At 67.4% G+C, this 17,653-nt stretch carries 14 protein-coding genes; 11 read left to right on the forward strand and 3 right to left on the reverse strand.

The window, feature by feature from the left end:
- The first annotated feature begins 18 nt into the window (after positions 1 to 18).
- From ABC419_RS15655 to ABC419_RS15665, 3 genes are all read left to right on the forward strand, one after another.
- Complete coding sequence (locus ABC419_RS15655) at positions 19 to 441, forward strand: DUF6491 family protein (protein WP_368925043.1); 423 nt, start codon at positions 19 to 21, stop codon at positions 439 to 441.
- Positions 442 to 614: 173 nt separating this feature from the next.
- The gene (locus ABC419_RS15660) at positions 615 to 1,775 is read left to right on the forward strand and encodes an efflux RND transporter periplasmic adaptor subunit (protein ID WP_412876849.1); all 1,161 of its coding nucleotides are present in this window, start codon (positions 615 to 617) and stop codon (positions 1,773 to 1,775) included.
- A 9-nt stretch (positions 1,776 to 1,784) separates the two neighbouring features.
- On the forward strand, positions 1,785 to 4,874 hold the full coding sequence (locus ABC419_RS15665) for an efflux RND transporter permease subunit (protein WP_412876848.1): 3,090 nt from the start codon (positions 1,785 to 1,787) through the stop codon (positions 4,872 to 4,874).
- A gap of 153 nt (positions 4,875 to 5,027) precedes the next feature.
- On the opposite strand, the gene ABC419_RS15670 is transcribed toward ABC419_RS15665, so the two are convergent.
- Both ABC419_RS15670 and nhaA read right to left on the reverse strand, forming a co-directional pair.
- The gene (locus ABC419_RS15670) at positions 5,028 to 7,679 is read right to left on the reverse strand and encodes a TonB-dependent receptor (RefSeq protein WP_200167897.1); all 2,652 of its coding nucleotides are present in this window, start codon (positions 7,677 to 7,679) and stop codon (positions 5,028 to 5,030) included.
- 230 nt (positions 7,680 to 7,909) lie between these two features.
- A complete protein-coding gene (nhaA, locus tag ABC419_RS15675; protein ID WP_412876847.1) occupies positions 7,910 to 9,115 on the reverse strand; it encodes a Na+/H+ antiporter NhaA in 1,206 nt (401 codons plus the stop codon).
- A gap of 222 nt (positions 9,116 to 9,337) precedes the next feature.
- On the opposite strand from nhaA, the gene ABC419_RS15680 reads away from it, so the two are divergent.
- The 8 genes from ABC419_RS15680 (at position 9,338) to ABC419_RS15715 (ending at position 16,114) form a co-directional block, all read left to right on the forward strand.
- Positions 9,338 to 10,828 carry a protein adenylyltransferase SelO family protein gene (locus tag ABC419_RS15680; RefSeq protein WP_412876846.1) on the forward strand — a complete coding sequence of 497 codons (1,491 nt, stop codon included), beginning with the start codon at positions 9,338 to 9,340 and terminating at the stop codon, positions 10,826 to 10,828.
- Positions 10,829 to 11,044: 216 nt separating this feature from the next.
- Complete coding sequence (locus ABC419_RS15685; RefSeq protein ID WP_312204602.1) at positions 11,045 to 11,458, forward strand: DoxX family protein; 414 nt, start codon at positions 11,045 to 11,047, stop codon at positions 11,456 to 11,458.
- A gap of 199 nt (positions 11,459 to 11,657) precedes the next feature.
- Positions 11,658 to 12,146, forward strand: a complete 489-nt coding sequence (locus ABC419_RS15690) for a MerR family transcriptional regulator (protein WP_125901062.1) — start codon at positions 11,658 to 11,660, stop codon at positions 12,144 to 12,146.
- A gap of 4 nt (positions 12,147 to 12,150) precedes the next feature.
- Positions 12,151 to 13,932 carry an acyl-CoA dehydrogenase C-terminal domain-containing protein gene (locus ABC419_RS15695; RefSeq protein WP_412876845.1) on the forward strand — a complete coding sequence of 594 codons (1,782 nt, stop codon included), beginning with the start codon at positions 12,151 to 12,153 and terminating at the stop codon, positions 13,930 to 13,932.
- Between the two features lie 225 nt (positions 13,933 to 14,157).
- Positions 14,158 to 15,321, forward strand: coding sequence for an acyl-CoA dehydrogenase family protein (locus ABC419_RS15700; RefSeq protein ID WP_412876844.1), 1,164 nt, complete (start codon positions 14,158 to 14,160; stop codon positions 15,319 to 15,321).
- Positions 15,322 to 15,356: 35 nt separating this feature from the next.
- Positions 15,357 to 15,545 (forward strand): hypothetical protein, encoded by a 189-nt coding sequence (locus ABC419_RS15705; RefSeq protein ID WP_412876843.1) that lies wholly within the window; start codon positions 15,357 to 15,359, stop codon positions 15,543 to 15,545.
- 57 nt (positions 15,546 to 15,602) lie between these two features.
- Positions 15,603 to 15,857 carry a type II toxin-antitoxin system Phd/YefM family antitoxin gene (locus ABC419_RS15710; RefSeq protein ID WP_412876842.1) on the forward strand — a complete coding sequence of 85 codons (255 nt, stop codon included), beginning with the start codon at positions 15,603 to 15,605 and terminating at the stop codon, positions 15,855 to 15,857.
- Positions 15,854 to 16,114 (forward strand): Txe/YoeB family addiction module toxin, encoded by a 261-nt coding sequence (locus ABC419_RS15715; protein ID WP_412876841.1) that lies wholly within the window; start codon positions 15,854 to 15,856, stop codon positions 16,112 to 16,114. Before ABC419_RS15710 ends, ABC419_RS15715 begins: the two co-directional genes overlap by 4 nt.
- A 6-nt stretch (positions 16,115 to 16,120) precedes the next feature.
- On the opposite strand, the gene ABC419_RS15720 is transcribed toward ABC419_RS15715, so the two are convergent.
- Entirely contained in the window at positions 16,121 to 17,635 is a 1,515-nt protein-coding gene (locus tag ABC419_RS15720; protein WP_412876840.1) for an ABC1 kinase family protein, read from the reverse strand.
- Positions 17,636 to 17,653: the final 18 nt, after the last annotated feature.

Below are 17,653 nucleotides of genomic sequence, written 5' to 3' on the forward strand. Positions count from 1 at the left end.
ATCAACAAAGGATACGCCATGACCCGCCGTACTTCCCTCGCCGCCTGTACGGTCCTGGTTTTGAGCCTGAGCGCCGCCGCCTGCGCGCCCCAGACGAACGGCGCCTCCTCGGTGCAGACGGCCTCATCGACGGCCGCCCCCTGCTTCTACGCCGATCAGGTCCGCAACTTCCGCTCGGATGATCGCACCAACATCTATTTCGACACGGGTCGCGGACGCATCTATCAGGCCCAGGCGGTCGGCATCTGCCAGGATCTGGACTTCGCCACGGCCCTGACCATTCGTCCGCAGAGCGCCGGGAAGTCGCGCCTGTGCGCCGGCGACTGGGCGAATCTGAACGTGCGCGGCATGTCAGGCGTCAACGGCCCTTGCCGCGTCCGCATCGTCAAGGCGCTGAGCGAGGCCGAAGTCGCCGCCTTGCCGGATCGGGTCCGCCCCTGACCAGAAAACGACCGTCAGCACGCGCCCTGGTTGCAGATTACATCGTCGTAATTGCGAATGAGTCGTTTGAGCGCGGATCGCCGAACGGGTAAGTAGCGTTGCTATGCCCGCGACGCCGGACAGAAGGTTGGCGCGCGTCTGACTGTACGCTCAATCTCCCAGGATATTCGCACGTGGCGACCTCTCGACGCTTTTCGGCCCGACTGACCTCCGCCATGGCTGTGGCCCTGGCTACCAGCCTGACCCTGGCCGCCTGCGGCGGACACGGGGATGAAAAGGACAAGAAGGACGGAGCCTCGCGCCAGACCGTCAGCGCGACGACGGCGACCTCGGTCGCCCTGCCCCGCACCGTGGTCGCCTCAGGCACCGTCTCGGCCTGGGAAGAGGTGCCGGTCGCCGCCGAGACCGGCGGGCTGACGGCGACGATCCTCTATGTCGACGAAGGATCCTATGTCCGCCAGGGTCAGCCCCTGGTGCAGATGAACGACGTCCTGTTGCGCGCCCAGGTGCGCCAGCAGCAGGCGGCGGTGCAGACGGCCGAGGCCAACGTCGCCCGCGACGACGCCGCCCTGGGCCGCGCACAGGAGCTGAAGACGCGCGGCTTCCTGAGCCAGGCGTCGCTGGACACGGCCCTGGCCAATCAGCGGGCGTCGGCGGCCAATCTGGCCTCGGCCCACGCCGCCCTGGCCGAGACCCAGACCCGCCTGTCGCAGGCCACCATCCGCGCGCCCGTCAGCGGCCTGATCATCAGCCGCAGCGTGACCAAGGGCCAGATCATCAGCGCCGAGGCCGAGCTGTTCCGCATGGTGCGCGACGGCCGTCTGGAGCTGGACGCCCAGGTGCCGGAAACGGAGCTGCCGCTGATCCAGGCCGGACAGAGCGCGGCCATCACCTCCAGCCAGGCCGGTTCGACGACCGGCACGGTCCGCATCGTCACGCCCGAGGTCAACGCCCAGACCCGCCTGGGCCTGGCGCGCATCAGCCTGGCTCCCGGCAGCGCGCTGAAGCCCGGCATGTTCGCCCGCGCCGCCATCGAGGCGGGCACGCGCCCGGCCACAGTGGTGCCGACCGACGCCGTCCTCTATCGCAGCAACAAGTCCGGGGTGTTCGTGCTGAACGCCGACTCCTCGGTGCGCTTCGTGCCGGTGACGGTGCTGTCGCGGCGTGACGACCAGACCTCGGTCGAGGGACTGAACGCGGGCGTCCGCGTCGTGGTGGCCGGCGCCGGCTTCCTAAACGACGGCGACAAGGTGACGGTGGCCGCGCCGCGCGCCGCTGCGCCCGCAGCGGCTCCGGCCGCCGCCCCCGCCGCCCAAGCGCCCGCCAAGAAGTAAGGCCCGGCCATGAACCAGATTTCCGCCTGGGCGATCAAAAACCCCATCCCCATCATCCTGCTGTTCCTGCTGCTGACGCTGGGCGGCGTGACCGGCTTCGCCGGGATGCGGATCAACAACAACCCCGACATCGACTTCCCCCTGGTCGCGGTCACGGCCGCGCGCCCCGGCGCCGCCCCGACCGAGATGGAGGTCCAGGTCACGCGGGTGATCGAGGATTCGATCGCCGGCCTGTCAGGCGTGCGCCACATCTATTCCAACGTCTCGGACGGGGTGTCCTCGACCACCATCGAGTTCGAACTAGGCACCGACACCGAGCGCGCCACCAACGACGTCCGCAACGCCATGAGCGGGGTGCGCGCCAGCCTGCCCCAGGACATGCAGGAGCCGACGGTCCAGCGCATCGACATCACCGGCGACGCCCTGATCACCTATGTCGTGCGCTCGGAGACGATGACGCCGGAACAGATCAGCTGGTTCATCGACAATGAGATGAGCCGTGCCCTGCTGGCGCTGGGCGGCGTCGGCGAGGTCAACCGCTCGGGCGGGGTGGACCGCGAGATCCGCGTCGAACTGGATCCGCAACGGCTCAGCGCCTACGGCGTCACGGCGGCCCAGGTCAGCCAGGCCCTGACCAACGTCAACAACAACCTGCCGGGCGGGCGCGTCACCATCGCGGGCTCGGAACGCGCCGTGCGCACCCTGGGCGCCGCCGGTTCGGTCGAGCAGTTGCGCGAGACCCTGGTGCCCGTCGGCGACGGCAAGAACGTGCGCCTGGGCGATCTGGGCGTGGTGGTCGACAAGTGGAGCGAGCCGCGCCGTCTGGCCCGCTACAACGGCCAGGAGGCCGTGACCTTCAACTTCCTGCGCTCGCGCGAGGCCAGCGAGGTCAAGGTCTCCGAAAAGGTCCGCGCCGAGGTCGAGAAGATCGACGAGGCCCACCCCGAACTGACCATCGAACAGGTCACTTCCAGCGTGAAATACATCGAGGAATCCTACCTCGCCTCGCTGGAGGCGCTGATCCTGGGCGCGGTCCTGGCGGTCATCGTGGTGTGGATCTTCCTGCGCGACTGGCGGGCGACCCTGATCGCGGCGACGGCCATGCCGATGTCGCTGATCCCGACCTTCGCCATCCTGGGACCGATGGACCAGTCGCTGAACGTGGTGACGCTGCTGGCCCTATCGCTGACGATCGGCATCCTAGTCGACGACGCCATCGTGGAGATCGAGAACATCGTCCGCCACATGCGCGACGGCAAGCCGCCCTATGACGCCGCCTTCGAGGCCGCCGACGAGATCGGCCTGGCGGTCGTGGCGACGACCGGCACCATCATCGCCGTGTTCGCGCCCGTGGGCTTCATGCCCGGCATCATCGGCCAGTTCTTCAAGGCCTTCGCCCTGGCCGCCTGCATCAGCGTCTTCTTCTCCCTGGTGGTGGCGCGTCTGCTGACGCCGCTGATGGCGGCCTACATGCTCAAGCACACCCACCATGAGGACAAGGATCCCTTCTGGATGGCGGGCTATCTGCGCTCGCTGAAGTGGTGCCTGCGTCATCGCTGGATCGTCTTCATCCTGGGCGGAGTGTTCCTATTCGGCTCCATCGGCCTGTCCTGGTTCGCCAAGATGTCGTTCGAGTTCATGTCGCCCGCCGACGAAGGCCGCGCGGCCTTCCAGATCGAACTGCCGCCGGGCTCCACCCTGCATCAGACCGATGTCGTGGTGCAGCAGGTGACGCAGACGCTGAACGCCCGGCCGGAAGTCACCTCGGTCTACGCCGCCATCGGCGGCCAGTCAGTGAACCAGGCCAACGTCTACGCCGACATGGTGCCCAAGGGTAAGCGCGACCTGAGCCAGCAGGCCTTCGCCCGCGTCATGGTCGATGAGCTGAAGCAGATCCCCGGCGCCCGCATCCGCGCCGGCATCGCCCAGCAGGGCGGCGGACCGGGCGACGGCACCAGCTACACCTTCTCCATCCTGGGCGACGATCCGGTCGTGCTGGAAGCCGCGGCCCGCAAGGTCGAGGAGGAGATGCGCGGGGTGCCGGGCCTGGCTAACATCGTCAACACCGCCGCCATCGCCCGACCGGAAATCCTGGTCACGCCGCGGCCGGATGAGGCGGCGCTGCTGGGCGTCTCGGCCGGGGCCATCTCCCAGGCCGTGCGCGTCGCCACCATCGGCGACATCGACCAGAACCTGCCGAAGTACAATCTGGGCGACCGCCAGATCCCCATTCGCCTGCAGCTGACCGAGGCCGCGCGCGAGGATCTGAACGTGCTGGAGACGCTGCGCGTGCCGACCGCCTCAGGGGCCGCCGTGCCGCTGAGCGCCGTGGCCGACATCGAGTTCGGCGCCGGTCCGGCCACGGTCAGTCGTCAGGATCGCTCGCGCATCGCCTCCATCTCGGCCGAGCTGGACGGCATCACCACCGGCGCGGCGGGCCAGGCGGTCAATCGCCTGCCCTCGGTCAAGGAGCTGCCGACCGGCGTGCGTCAGGTGCCCGCCGGGGACGCCGAGTTCATCCAGGAGATGCTGATCGGGTTCGGCATCGCCTTCCTGTCCGGCATTCTGCTGATGTACGCGGTGCTGACCCTGCTGTTCAAAAGCTTCGCCTATCCGGTCACCATCATGGCGGCCCTGCCCCTGGCCATCGGGGGCGCCTTCATCGCCCTGGTGATCGCGGGCAAGAGCTTCTCCATGTCGGCCCTGATCGGGGTGCTGATGCTGATGGGGATCGCGGCCAAGAACTCCATCCTGCTGGTCGACTACATCATCATGGCGGAGAAGAGCGGGCTCAACCGTTTCGACGCCATCATGGACGCCGCCCACAAGCGGGCGCGGCCGATCCTGATGACCACCTTCGCCATGGGGGCGGGCATGGTGCCCATCGCCATCGGCTGGGGCGCCGACGTGGAGTTCCGCTCGCCCATGGCCGTGGCCGTGGTCGGGGGGCTGATCTCCTCGACCTTCCTGTCGCTGCTCTACATCCCGGCGGTGTTCACCATCATCGACGACATCGCCGGCTTCGGGCGGCGGCTGCTGAACCGGATGTTCGCCGGGCAGCGGCGGCTGGCGGGGGAAAGCCACCCCCCGGCGGAATGAGGCGGTCGCCTCGCGGTTGAATGAGGAAAAGCCCCCGGTCCATGCGGCCGAGGGCTTTTTCCATGTGCGCGCCCTCTCCCGATGGGAGAGGGATAGAAAAAGGGCGGGCCGGATCGCTCCGGCCCGCCCCTCCTGTCAGACGCTCCGCTTGGATCAGTAGCGGACGCGCAGGGTCACGCCGTAGGTACGCGGCTGGCCCATGAAGGCGTTGTAGGTCTGGGTGTCCAGCGCCGGGTTGTAATAGGTGCCGTTGGGCTGGACCGTGGTCTGGAAGGCCGAGCCCTGCAGGGGGGCGTTGATGGCCACCTGCTTGTACTCCTCGTCGGTCAGGTTCTGGGCCCACAGGTCCAGCGCCCAGCGTTCGTCTTCCGAGCCCAGGGTGACGCGGCCGTTCAGCAGGGTCATGGCGTCCTGCATCTTGTACGGCAGCAGATCCGAACCGGTGTTGAACTCGGTCGAGTATTTGGCCGACAGGTTCAGACCCATCTTCAGCCCAGCGCCGATCGAGCGGTCGAAGGCCACCGAGGCGGTCGCCGACCATTCCGGCGCGAAGGAAGCCCGCGATCCCGGCAGCAGCGACAGCTGCGGGAAGTTGCCGGGATTGGTCAGGTCGGCGGCGGTGAAGTCGCCGTACTTGGTGTCGGTGTAGGTCACGCCGCCCGACAGCGACAGGCCCTCGACCGGGGTGAACCAGACGAAGTCGGCGTCGACGCCTTCCGAGGTCAGCTCAGGGATGGATTCGACCACGAAGGCCGTGCCCAGGAAGGTGTTGAGCTGGAAGTCCTCGAACTTCTGATTGAAGTAGGTGATGTTGAACAGCACCGAGCGGTTGAACAGGGTGTTCTTCAGCCCGATTTCATAGCTGTCGACGGTCTCCGACGGGAACAGCAGGGAGTTGTTCGGCGTGATCGGCAGCGGATTGGTCGCGGTCGGCCCCTGCACCCGGTCCATGTTGTAGCCGAACGACTTGTAGCCGCGCGCGTAGGAGGCGTAGGCCATCACGCTGTCGTTGAAGCGATAGCTGCCCTTGATGGTGCCGCTCAGCTCGCCGTTGTCGTGGCTTTCCGAGATGCGACGGTTGTCGAACAGAGGATTGGCCCAGGGCAGGCAGAGGTTGGCGGCCAGACGACCGGCCGTGGCCTGGGCGGTCGCCTGGTTGAGGCCCGCGCCCATCAGGGCGCCGGTCATGGCGCCGACGTTGCCCAGGGCGCCGCCGCAGGCCGCGCCGTTGGTTCCCAGATTGTCCTGAACGCCCAGCAGGCGCTTGTCGTCCAGGGTGTAGCGCAGACCCAGGGTCAGATCGAACTTGTCGGTGACGCGCCAGGTGTTGTTGGTGAAGAGGGCGAAGGATTCCGTCGTCTGGCTGTAGTGGTCCTGCACGCCGTGGCCGACGCCGAAGCCGGGGCCGCTGGGCGCCGTCGGGCCGGTGGTCGCGCTGCCGCCCTGCGCCAGGCAGCCCGCCAGGAACTGCGCCGTCGTACCCGGACGGGTCAGGCAGCCGATGATGCCGGGACGGATCGGAATGGCGCCGCCCGAGCCGGCGTTCAGCTGGCTGGAGATCAGCAGCGACAGGAAGGGCGTGTAGCCCGCGCCGTACCAGTAGCTGTCTGCGCGATTGATGTTCTCGCGCGTGGCGAAGGCCCCGACCAGCCAGTCGAGACGGTCGGTGGAGCCCGCCAGACGGAACTCCTGGGTCAGGTTCTCCAGCTCGAAGCCGTAACCGCCGTCATTCTCGCGATAGAGGATGTCGGCGGTGGTGTAGTCGAGATCCATGCCGTTGACCCCCGACCAGTTCCGCCAGGAGCTGAGCGAGGTGAAGGTGGCGTTCCACGACGGGATGTCGATGTTGGCCTCGGCGGAGAAACCCATGTCCTCCATTTCCTGGCCGGTGCCGCGGTTGGCGTAGGCCGTGCGCGAGAACGGCAGTTCGCCAAAGCCCGGGGCCGGGGCCGCCTGCTGGCCGCCGACGGCGGTGATGAACGGATAGGTCGGACCGGTGCGGACCTGGGTCGAGACGCAGCAGTATTCGTCGCGCTTGGAATAGTCGGCGATCAGGCGGATCGACACGTCGTCCGAGGGCAGGATCAGCAGTTGACCGCGGGCGGTCCAGAAGTCCTGGTTCTGGTCGTCCGTCTCCTGACGCGGGCCGGAGCCGGTGATCACGTCATAGAAGCCGTCGCGTTCGCGCTTGGCCATATAGAGACGGCCGGCGATCTTGTCGGTGATCGGTCCGGTGACCGAACCGGCGATCCCCCAGGCCCCGAAGTTGCCGTAGGTGGCCTCGGCGTTGAAGCCCGGCGTGAAGGACGGGGCCTCGGAAATGATGTTGATGACGCCGGCCGAGGTGTTCTTGCCGAACAGGGTGCCCTGCGGCCCCTTCAGCACCTCGATGCGGCTCAGCTCGCCCAGGTCGCCGAAGCCGACGCCGTTGCGCGAGCGATAGACGCCGTCGATCACGACGCCGACCGAGCTTTCCAGGCCGGGGTTGTCGCCGACCGTGCCGACGCCGCGGATACGAGCCGTGGTCGAAGTCTCCGACTGGGTCGAGGTGACGGTCATGCCCGGCGTCAGAATCTGCAGATCCTTGATGTCGCGCACGCCCGCGCCGTCCAGCGCTTCCTGCGACAGGGTCGTGACCACGATCGGCACGTCCTGCAGGCTCTGTTCGCGTTTCTGGGCGGTGACGATGATGTCGTCGACCGTGGTCGGTCCTTCCTGGGCGGCGGCGGCGCCGGCGAAGCCGAAGGCGACGGCCCCGACGACGGCGGCGGATGCGGTGCTGCGGAGGATGTGGTTCAAACGCATGAGGCGGCTCCCCGACTATGGCGGGCCGTGCTGACGGCCGCGCACGTTCCTGTCCCTGATGACCCGCACTCATTAAACGGCGCGAGTTCTCAATAAGAAGGGGTAGTGCAAGGCGGAGTCACCGACAAGCTGAGGCCCCGTCAGTGACGAAAATTTCACCTACCCTCGCCCGATCTGTGGCGAGAAAGAGACAAATATACTGACGTTAGGTCAATGTTATCAATGATCAGTCAGATGTTCGACTGGTGCGCGACCATTCTCTTCTTTCGGCCTTTTTCGGCCAGGGCCAGAATCGCGGCGGCCGTCAGGGCCGACAGCACCGAACCGCCGATGACGCCCAGCTTGACCTCGATCTGCTCGGGCGAGTCCACCGCGCCGGGGAAGGCCAGGACGCCGATGAACAGGCTCATCGTGAAGCCGATGCCGCACAGCAGGCTGACGCCGTAGAGCTGCATCCAGCCCGCGCCCGACGGCCTGTCGCCCAGGCCCAGCTTCACCGCCAGCCAGGCCACGCCGAAGACGCCCACCTGCTTGCCGATGAAGAGGCCGAGCGCGATGGCGATGACCAGGGGGGCGAAAGCCTGCTCCAGCGACAGGCCGGCGAAGGAGACGCCCGCCTTGGCGAAGGCGAACAGGGGCAGGACCAGATAGGCCACATAGGGGTGCAGGTCGTGCATGGCGTCCTTGAGCGGGCTCTGCGAGGTCTCGCGGCGCGGCTCGACCGGCACGATCAGGGCGAAGGCCACGGCGGTCAGGGAGGTGGACAGGCCCGACTGCACCGTCAGATACCAGACGGCGCCAAAGCCCAGCACCCAGAAGGCGGCGGCCATCCGGCGCCGCCCCAGAACGGCGAACAGGGCGGTGACGCCCAGCGCCGCCAGCAGCGGAACCCACTGCACCCCCTGGCTGAACAGGACGGCGATCAGGGCGATGGCGCCCAGGTCGTCGACGATGGCCAGGGTCAGGAGGAAGACGCGCAGGGAGGACGGCAGACTGCGTCCCACCACGGCGAAGACGGCCAGGGCGAAGGCGATGTCAGTGGCCAGGGGAATGGGCCAGCCCTGCGTCGGCCCGCCCAGCGCCCCGACCACGCCCAGATAGACCAGCCCCGGAATCGCCATGCCGCCGAGCGCCGCCAGGATGGGCAGGGCCAGCTTCTTGGGATTGCTCAGCTCGCCCTTGAGGATCTCGTATTTGATCTCCAGGCCGACGACGAGGAAGAAGACGGCCATCAGGCCTTCCTTGATCCAGTCGGACACCGTCTCCTCCAGCCGCAGCGGGCCGATCTGGACGGCGTGGACGCTCTTGAGCCAGGCGAAATAGTCCGCCGACCAGGGCGAGTTGGCGACGATCAGGGCGGCGACGGCGGCGAGGCCGAGGACGGCCCCGGAACCGGCCTCGGTCTTGAGGAAGGCGAGCGTGAATTTTCTGGCCACGAAGGTCTCCGAAACAATGAGATGGTCTGTCGTGGCGTCAGGTTATCGACGGACGCCGGACCGGATTCGCGCGCAGGGCGGCGCCGGCCTGGCCTCGGGATCGGATCGCACGAGACCTGATGTCTGCGGGTGAAAATACGGATCGGCGGCGAAGGTTCAAGCCTGATCGGCCGGATCGGGCTCGCGGTTGCGAAATGCACGGCGAAGGCGCATCTGCCGCCCATGCCCGTCTCCCCCGCCTATCGCCCCGAACCCCGCTTCTTCGACCTGGGCGCCGACTACGGCGACGCCGTGAAGGAGGCCGACTTCCCGCAGACGACCTTACGCCTGCGCAACGACCGCGCGGCGGCGCAGGTCGGGCTGGAAACGCTGAGCGACGCCGAATGGCTGGCCCACTTCGGCCGGTTCGCGCCCCTGCCCGGCCAGCCCGGCCCCATCGCCATGCGCTATCACGGCCATCAGTTCCGCGTTTACAACCCCGACATCGGCGACGGGCGCGGCTTCCTGGCGGCGCAGATGCGGGAAGTCCCTCAAGCGGACAAGGACGCCAAACTCCCTCAAGCAGCCTCCCTCCGCGAGGGAGGCGATAGGGAAAACCAAAATGGTCGACTCCTCGACCTGGGAACAAAAGGCTCGGGCCAGACGCCGTGGTCGCGCCATGCGGACGGGCGGCTGACGCTGAAGGGCGGGATGCGCGAGGCGCTGGCGGCAGCCATGCTGGACAGCCTGGGCGTACCGACCTGCCGTATCCTGTCGCTGATCGAGACGGGCGAGAACCTGGAACGGCACGACGAGCCGTCGCCGACGCGCGCGGCCGTCATGGTGCGGCTGTCGCACAGCCATATCCGCTTCGGGACGTTCCAGCGCGCCGCATACTATGGACGCAAGGACCAGATCGAAGCGCTGATGGAGCACGCGCGCAGCCTGTATCATCCGGCAGTCGCGCCGGGCGACGCGGCGGGTTTTCTGGCGGCGGTGGTCGAGGTCTCGGCGGCGCTGACGGCGAAGTGGATCGCGGCGGGCTTCGTCCACGGGGTGCTGAACACCGACAATCTGAACGTCACGGGCGAGAGCTTCGACTACGGCCCCTGGCGCTTCCTGCCCCATTATGAGCCGGGCTTCACCGCCGCCTATTTCGACCAGAACGGCCTTTACGCCTTCGCGCGTCAGCCCGAGGCGGTGTTCTGGAACCTGACGCAGCTGGCCGGGTGCCTGAAGCTGATCGCCGACGCCGAGCCGCAGGTCGCGGTCCTGACCGAGGCGCTGAACGCGTTCGGCCCCGCCTATATCCGCCACCTGCGCGCGGCCTTCCTGAACCGGCTGGGCGTGCAGAGCCTGGGCGAGGCGGCGGACCAGCGGCTGCTGGACGCGACCCTGGCCCTCGCGCGTGAGAAGAAGGAGGCCCTGCGCTGGGAGCCGATCTTCTTCGACTGGTTCGGCGGCTTCAGCTCGGCGGCGCGGGCGCTGGGCGGGGTGCGCGGCAAGACCTACCAGGGCGAGGCCTTCGACGCCTTCCGCTTCGCCCTGATGGAGCATGAGCCCGAGCGGCCCGAGCGGCTGGAGCATCCCATGTTCGCCGCGCCCGAACCGGAAGAGATGCTGATCGACGAGGTCGAGGCCCTGTGGAGCGCCATCGACACGGCCGACAACTGGGCCCCGCTGGAGGCCAAACTGGCCCGGCTGGAGGCGGCGAAGGCGGCCTGGAGCCTCTAAGTCATCAATTGATGTCATCGACCGTTGACTCGAAATCCGCCTCGGCTTAGAGGCGGATGATCCCGGCTGGTTTCAGCGATGGGTTACGAGGAATTGTGGTTTCGGCCCTGCTGTCGCCACGTCGTTTTCCGACCGTGATCACAGATTGTTTCAGCCGCTTGCAAATCGGAACCCAGCAACTGATCTTGTGACTGTTGCAAATAAACGGTTACGGCCATGACGACGACCACCTTGACCACTCACCAGGCGCGCGCCCGCGCTGACTATCTGAACATCACGCTTTGGACCTTCCAGGGCTGGATCGCGATGTTCTTCATCGCCGCCGGCTACGCCAAGCTGTCCGAGCCGATGGAGAACCTGATCGTTCTGATGCAGTGGCCCGCCGCCGCCAGCGAGGCCTTCGTGCGTGGTCTGGGCGTCGCCGAGATCGTGCTGGCGGCCATGGTTCTGGCGCCGCTGGTCTCGTGGCGGTTCGGCCGTCCCCTGCTGCTGACGGCGGCGGCGGGTCTGCTGGTCCTAGAGACGATCGCCCTGGGCGTGCACGCCTTCGGCCTGGACCTGGGGCTGAGCCTGACCAACGTCTTCCTGCTGGCCATCACGGCGCCGGTGCTGTGGCTGCGCCGCCGCTGAGCCGGCCCGCCTTCCAGAGATTTTGCGGGCCCGCTTCTCCCCCTCCCCCGAGGGCCCGCAAATATAAAGGCCGCGACCCGTCCCCGGTCGCGGCCTTTTCTTTTTGTCCGCCAACGCCCCCTCGCCCGCTCGTTCACAACTTCGTAGCCCGGCGCGCGAAAAGCTTCCCTTTACGTCCGCGTCAAGTTATGAAGCCGTCATGCCGATTGCTGACGAACATCGCACCTATTCCATACGGCAGCTGTGCCGCGAGTTCGGCGCGACCGCGCGCGCGCTGCGCTTCTATGAAGACAAGGGCCTGCTGACGCCGTCGCGCAAGGGCCAGACGCGGGTCTACGGCCCGCGCGACCGCGCCCGGCTGAAGCTGATCATGCGCGGCCGGCGCATCGGCTTCACCCTGGTCGAGATCCAGGAGATGCTGGATCTGTATGACCAGAAGGACCACAACGTCCATCAGATGGCCATCGCCCTGCCGCGCCATCGCGCCCGTATCGCGGCGCTGCGGCAGCAGCTCGAGGACATCGAAGGCGCCATCGAGACGGCCGAGGCCGCCTGCGCCTGGATGGAGTCCAAGCTGACGGAGCACCGTCCCGATCTTCTGCCGGGCGCAGAGGCATACGCCAGCCTGCTGAGCGAGCGCCTCAACGATCCCGACGACCACTTCCTGACCTTCAAAGCGAGAGCCTGATCCCATGAGCTACAAGGCGCCCGTCCGCGACCTGTCCTTCGTCCTGCATGACGTTCTGCAGGTCGAGAACTACGGCAACCAGCTTCCCGACGCCGACCTGTCGCGCGACCTGATCGACCAGATCGTCGAGGAAGGCGGCAAGTTCGCCGAAGAGGTCATCGCCCCGATCAACCGCGTCGGCGACCAGGAAGGCTGCCACATCCAGGGCGACGTGGTGACGACGCCGAATGGGTGGAAGGAAGCCTATCACCAGATGGTCGAGGCCGGCTGGCCCTCGCTGGGCTTCAGCACCGAGTTCGGCGGTCAGGGCATGCCCTCGGTCGTGTCGAGCGCGGTGGGCCAGTTCACCGCCGCCGCCAGCGCCGCCTTCTCCATGTATCCGGGCCTGACCAGCGGCGCCTTCCACGGCATCGAGGCCAGCGCCTCGGACGAGATCAAGCAGAAGTATCTGCCGAAGATGGCGTCGGGCGAATGGACCGGCACCATGAACCTGACCGAGCCGCAGTGCGGCACGGACCTGGGCATGGTCCGCACCAAGGCCGTGCCGAACGGCGACGGCTCCTATTCGATCACCGGCCAGAAGATCTGGATCTCGGCGGGCGAGCACGACTTCGCCGACAACATCATCCACACGGTGCTGGCCCGCGTCGAAGGCGCTGTTCCGGGCATCAAGGGCCTGTCCCTGTTCGTCGTGCCCAAGTTCCTGGTGAACGAGGACGGTTCGCTGGGCGAGCGCAACGGCGTGTCCTGCGCAGGGCTCGAGCACAAGATGGGCATCCACGGCAACGCCACCGCCGTCATGGCCTATGAGAACGCCAAGGGCTGGCTGATCGGCGAAGAAGGCCGCGGCATGAACAACATGTTCGTGGTCATGAACGAGGCGCGCCTGGGCACCGGCCTGCAGGGTCTGGCCATCGGCGACGCCGCCTATCAGGCCGCCGTCGAGTTCGCCAACGACCGCCTGCAGGGCCGCAGCCTGACCGGACCGAAGAACCCGGACGGCCCGGCCGACCCGATCATGGTCCACCCGGACGTGCGCCGGATGCTGCTGGAGGCCAAGGCCTTCGTCGAAGGCGGCCGCGCCTTCATCCTGTGGACCGCGCTGCAAGCGGATCTACAGAAGGCCGCCGATGAAGCCGTCGCCACCAAGGCCAAGGACTACATGGGCCTGATCACGCCGGTGCTGAAGGCCTATCTGACCGACAAGGGCTTCCACGTCGCCTCGCTGGCGATGCAGGTCCACGGCGGTTCGGGCTATACCGAGCACTTCCCGGCGTCGCAGTATCTGCGCGATGCGCGGATCACCATGATCTATGAAGGCACCAACGGCATTCAGGCGCTGGATCTGGTCGGCCGCAAGCTGCCCGCCAACGGCGGCCGCGCCATCATGAGCTGGTTCGCCGACATCGACGCCTTCGTCAGCGAGAACGGCGACGACGAGGCGATCAAGCCCTTCGTCGACGGCCTGGCCGACGCCAAGAAGAAGCTGCAGGAGGCCACCATGTGGCTGATGCAGAACGGCATGGCCAACCCGGACAACGCCGCGGCCGCCTCGACCGACTATCTGCACATCTTCGGCCTGACGGCCTACGCCTTCCTGTGGGCGCAGATGGCCAAGGCGGCGCAAGCCAAGATCGCCGCCGGGGACACCGATCCCTACTACGCCAACAAGCTGATGACTGGCCGTTACTTCGTCGAGCGCATCCTGCCCGACGCCGGGGCGCACCTGAAGAAGCTGAAGTCCGGCGCCGAGGTGCTGATGCAGATGCCCGCCGAGGCGTTCTGATCATGAACTTCTCCCTCCCCTTCATGGGGAGGGTGGTCGGCGCGTAGCGACGACCGGGTGGGGAGGGCCAGGCGATGCAAACGCCGCGCCCGCCTCGCCGAAACAGAGATTGCGTCGCCTCGCCGCCCCCACCCGGCTTGGCCGCTCCGCGCCGCCCTTCGGGTCGGCCTGACGGCCTCAGCCACCCTCCCCATGAAGGGGAGGGAGAATGCAGGATCTCCTTTCATGAACGTGCTCAACAGCCCCGATCCCGACTTCATGAAGGAAGAGGAGATCGTCCTCTTCTCCGACTCCGTCGCCAAATGGATCGACGAGCACGCCCCGCAGGAGAAGTTCCAGCAGTGGATCGCTGAGTCCTCGGTGCCGCGCGGGCTGTGGAACGCGGCGGGCGAGGCCGGCCTGCTGGGCCTGTCGCTGCCGGAAGAGGACGGCGGCTTCGGCGGCGATTACCGGCACGAAGTCGTGCTGATGCGCCAGCTGGGCTGGAAGGGCGCGGACCACTTCGGCATCTCGCTGCACAATGCGATCGTCATGCCCTACGTCTGGCACTACGGCACGGCCGAGCAGAAGGCGCGCTGGCTGCCGCGCCTGCAGTCGGGCGAACTGGTCGGCGCCATCGCCATGACCGAGCCGGGCGCGGGGTCCGACCTGCAAGGGGTCAAGACCACCGCCGTGAAGCAGGGCGACCACTATGTGCTGAACGGCTCCAAGACCTTCATCACCAACGGCCAGTTGGCCAACTTCATCATCGTGGTCGCCAAGACCGATCCGGCCGAGGGCGCCAAGGGCACCAGCCTGATCTGCCTCGAAACCGATGGAGCCGAAGGCTTCGAGCGCGGCCGCAACCTGCACAAGATCGGCATGGAGGCGAACGACACCTCCGAGCTGTTCTTCAACGATGTGAAGGTTCCGCTGGAGAACGTCATCGGCGACACCGAGGGTCAGGGCTTCGTCCAGCTGATGCAGCAGCTGCCGCAGGAGCGACTGAACATCGCCGTTCAGGGCGTGGCCGCCGCCGAGCGCGGACTGTCCGAGACGCTGGCCTACGTCAAGGAACGCAAGGCCTTCGGCAAGCGGGTCATCGACTTCCAGAACACCCAGTTCAAGCTGGCCGAGATCAAGACCAAGCTGACGGTCGCCAAGGTCTTCGTCGACCACTGCATCGGCCTGCACCTGAAGGGTCAGCTGGACGCCGCCACGGCGTCGATGGCCAAATACTGGGTGACGGACATCCAGGGCGAGACCATCGACGAGATGCTGCAGCTGTTCGGCGGCTACGGCTATATGACCGAATATCCGATCGCCCAACTGTACAAGGACGCCCGCGTCCAGCGCATCTACGGCGGGACGAACGAGATCATGAAGCTGCTGATCGCGCGGACGCTGTAAGGGCGCCGTGCGGCGCCAAGGGAGATCAGGGACGGATGGCCGCCCATAGCGAGACGGACCTGTCAGAAGCGCTGCGCGCCGTCGAATCCCTGATCGCCAAATGCGAGAAGGCGGTCCTGAAGCTGGCCCCCGGCGCGGCGCGGCACACCCTTCTCGTCCGCCGCATCGCCGCCTTGAAGATCGCGCGCGATCTGATCGAGGAGCGGCTGGACGCGACGCGCTGAGGCGCGGGTCTTGCGGCCCCCTTGCGATGATGTACAGAACTTCGTACATTATCACTTATGAACGCCATCTCCGTCACCGAACTGCGCAAGAATCTGGCCGCGGCCATCGACCGGGTGACGGCGGATCACGACTATACGATCATCACCCGCGAGGGCGGCAAGCCGGCGGCGGTGCTGATGTCGCTGGAGGACTTCGCCTCCTGGCAGGAGACGGAGTATCTGCTGCGCAGCCCAGCAAACGCGGAACGCCTGCGTAAGGCTGTCACTGAGCTGGACGCCGGCAAGGGTCAGGCGCGCGATCTGATCGAATGAAGCTGACGTTTCAGGAAGAGGGCTGGGAGGATTACCTCTACTGGCAATCTGCCGACCGCAAGCAACTCAAGAAGATCAACGGCCTGATCCGCGAATGCCTGCGGACGCCCTTTAGCGGAACCGGCAAGCCGGAACCTCTGAAAGGCGAGTTCTCCGGCTGGTGGTCGCGCCGCATCGACCAGGAACATCGGCTGATCTATCGCGCGACCGAAGACACCCTGCTGATCGCGCAGTGCCGCTATCATTACGGTCGCTGAGGCGCCCTATCGCAGCAGCAGGGCGCCCGCGATCAGGGCGCCGGCGAGCACAATCGAAGCGGCGATCCACCGCCCGGCCGAGACGATCGACCGGGCGGTTTCTTTGTCCGACGATGCAGCGGCGACAGGGTCGGCCGTCAGGCGGCGCGAGGCGGCGCGGATCAGGCGGGGCAGGTCGTCGCTGGCCGCCGACAGGTCCAAAAGGGCGCCGATCAGGCGGTTGCGCACCGCCTCGGGGCTGCGGCTGGAGAAGAGGGCGCGGCTCCATGCGCCCTTCATCGTCTTGACCAGGTCGAAGTCGGGGTCGACGCGCGACAGCACCCCTTCGATCGTCACCAGCGCCTTGAGGATCAGCACCAGATCGGGCGGGGCGGCCACCCGCTCCTGCCGCATCAGCCCCATCAGATCGGCGACGATGGCGGGCAGGTCGACCGCGCCCTGACCGTGGCGGGCGATCAGCCGTTCGGCCCCGGCGGTCAGGCTGGCGCGCGAGACGTCCGTCCCCTCGGTCCAGTCGGCCAGCACCTCGGCCATGCGGGCGCCGTCGCCGGCGGCCAGCGACTGGGCGAAGCTGATCAGTTCGGCGCGGCGGCGCGGGGTGACGGTCCCGACCATGCCGAAGTCCAGCAAGCCCACCCGGTCGCCGGGCAGGCCGCGCAGGTTGCCGGGGTGGGGGTCGGCGTGAAACCGGCCGTTGACCAGCACCATGTCCAGCACCGCCTCGGCGCCGACGCGGGCCAACCGTTGCGGATCGACGCCCGCCGCCCTCAGCCGTGCGGCGTCTACCGGCGCCACGCCGTCGAGATAGTCCTGCACCAGCACGCTGTCGGTCGTGTGCGGCCAATAGACGGCCGGGATGACCACATCGCGGTTCCCGGCGAAGTCGGCGGCGAAGCGGTCGACGTTGCGGCCCTCGGTGGTGAAGTCCAGCTCGTCCAGCATGGCCTCGGTCAGCTGGGCGATCAGGGCGCGCGGGCGATAGCGGGCGATCTCGGCGCTGGACTGTTCGGCGCGGCGCGCCAGTTCGGCGATCAGGCGCAGGTCGGCCTCGACGCGCGGACGCACGCCGGGGCGGCGGATCTTGACCACCACCTCAGTCCCGTCGTGCAGGGCGGCGCGGTGCACCTGGGCGATGGAGGCGGCGGCCAGCGGCGCCGTGTCGAACCGGGCGAAGACCTGTTCCGGCGGCCCGCCCAGCGCATCCTCGACCTCGGGCCGCAGCGTCTCGAAGTCGAGGGTGGGTCCGGCGCTCTGAAGCTGTTCGAACTCGATGATCCAGTCGGCGGGCAGCAGGTCCGAGCGGGTGGACAGGATCTGGCCCAGCTTGACGAAGGTGGGGCCCAGCGCCTCCAGCGCCTGACGGGTGCGGCGCGACAAAGGCTCGGGCCCGTCGGCATGGGCCTCGCCGCCGCCGAGACCGAGGCGCAGCAGCACGGCCTCAAGCCCGAAGCGGGCGACGACGCCGGAAATCTCGGCCAGACGTTTTCGATCGCGCGCCGCTACGGCCAAGGTTGTGAACATGAGAGGCCAACGCAGGGC

This window comes from Brevundimonas phoenicis (genome assembly GCF_047237745.1).
Taxonomy (GTDB): Bacteria; Pseudomonadota; Alphaproteobacteria; order Caulobacterales; family Caulobacteraceae; genus Brevundimonas.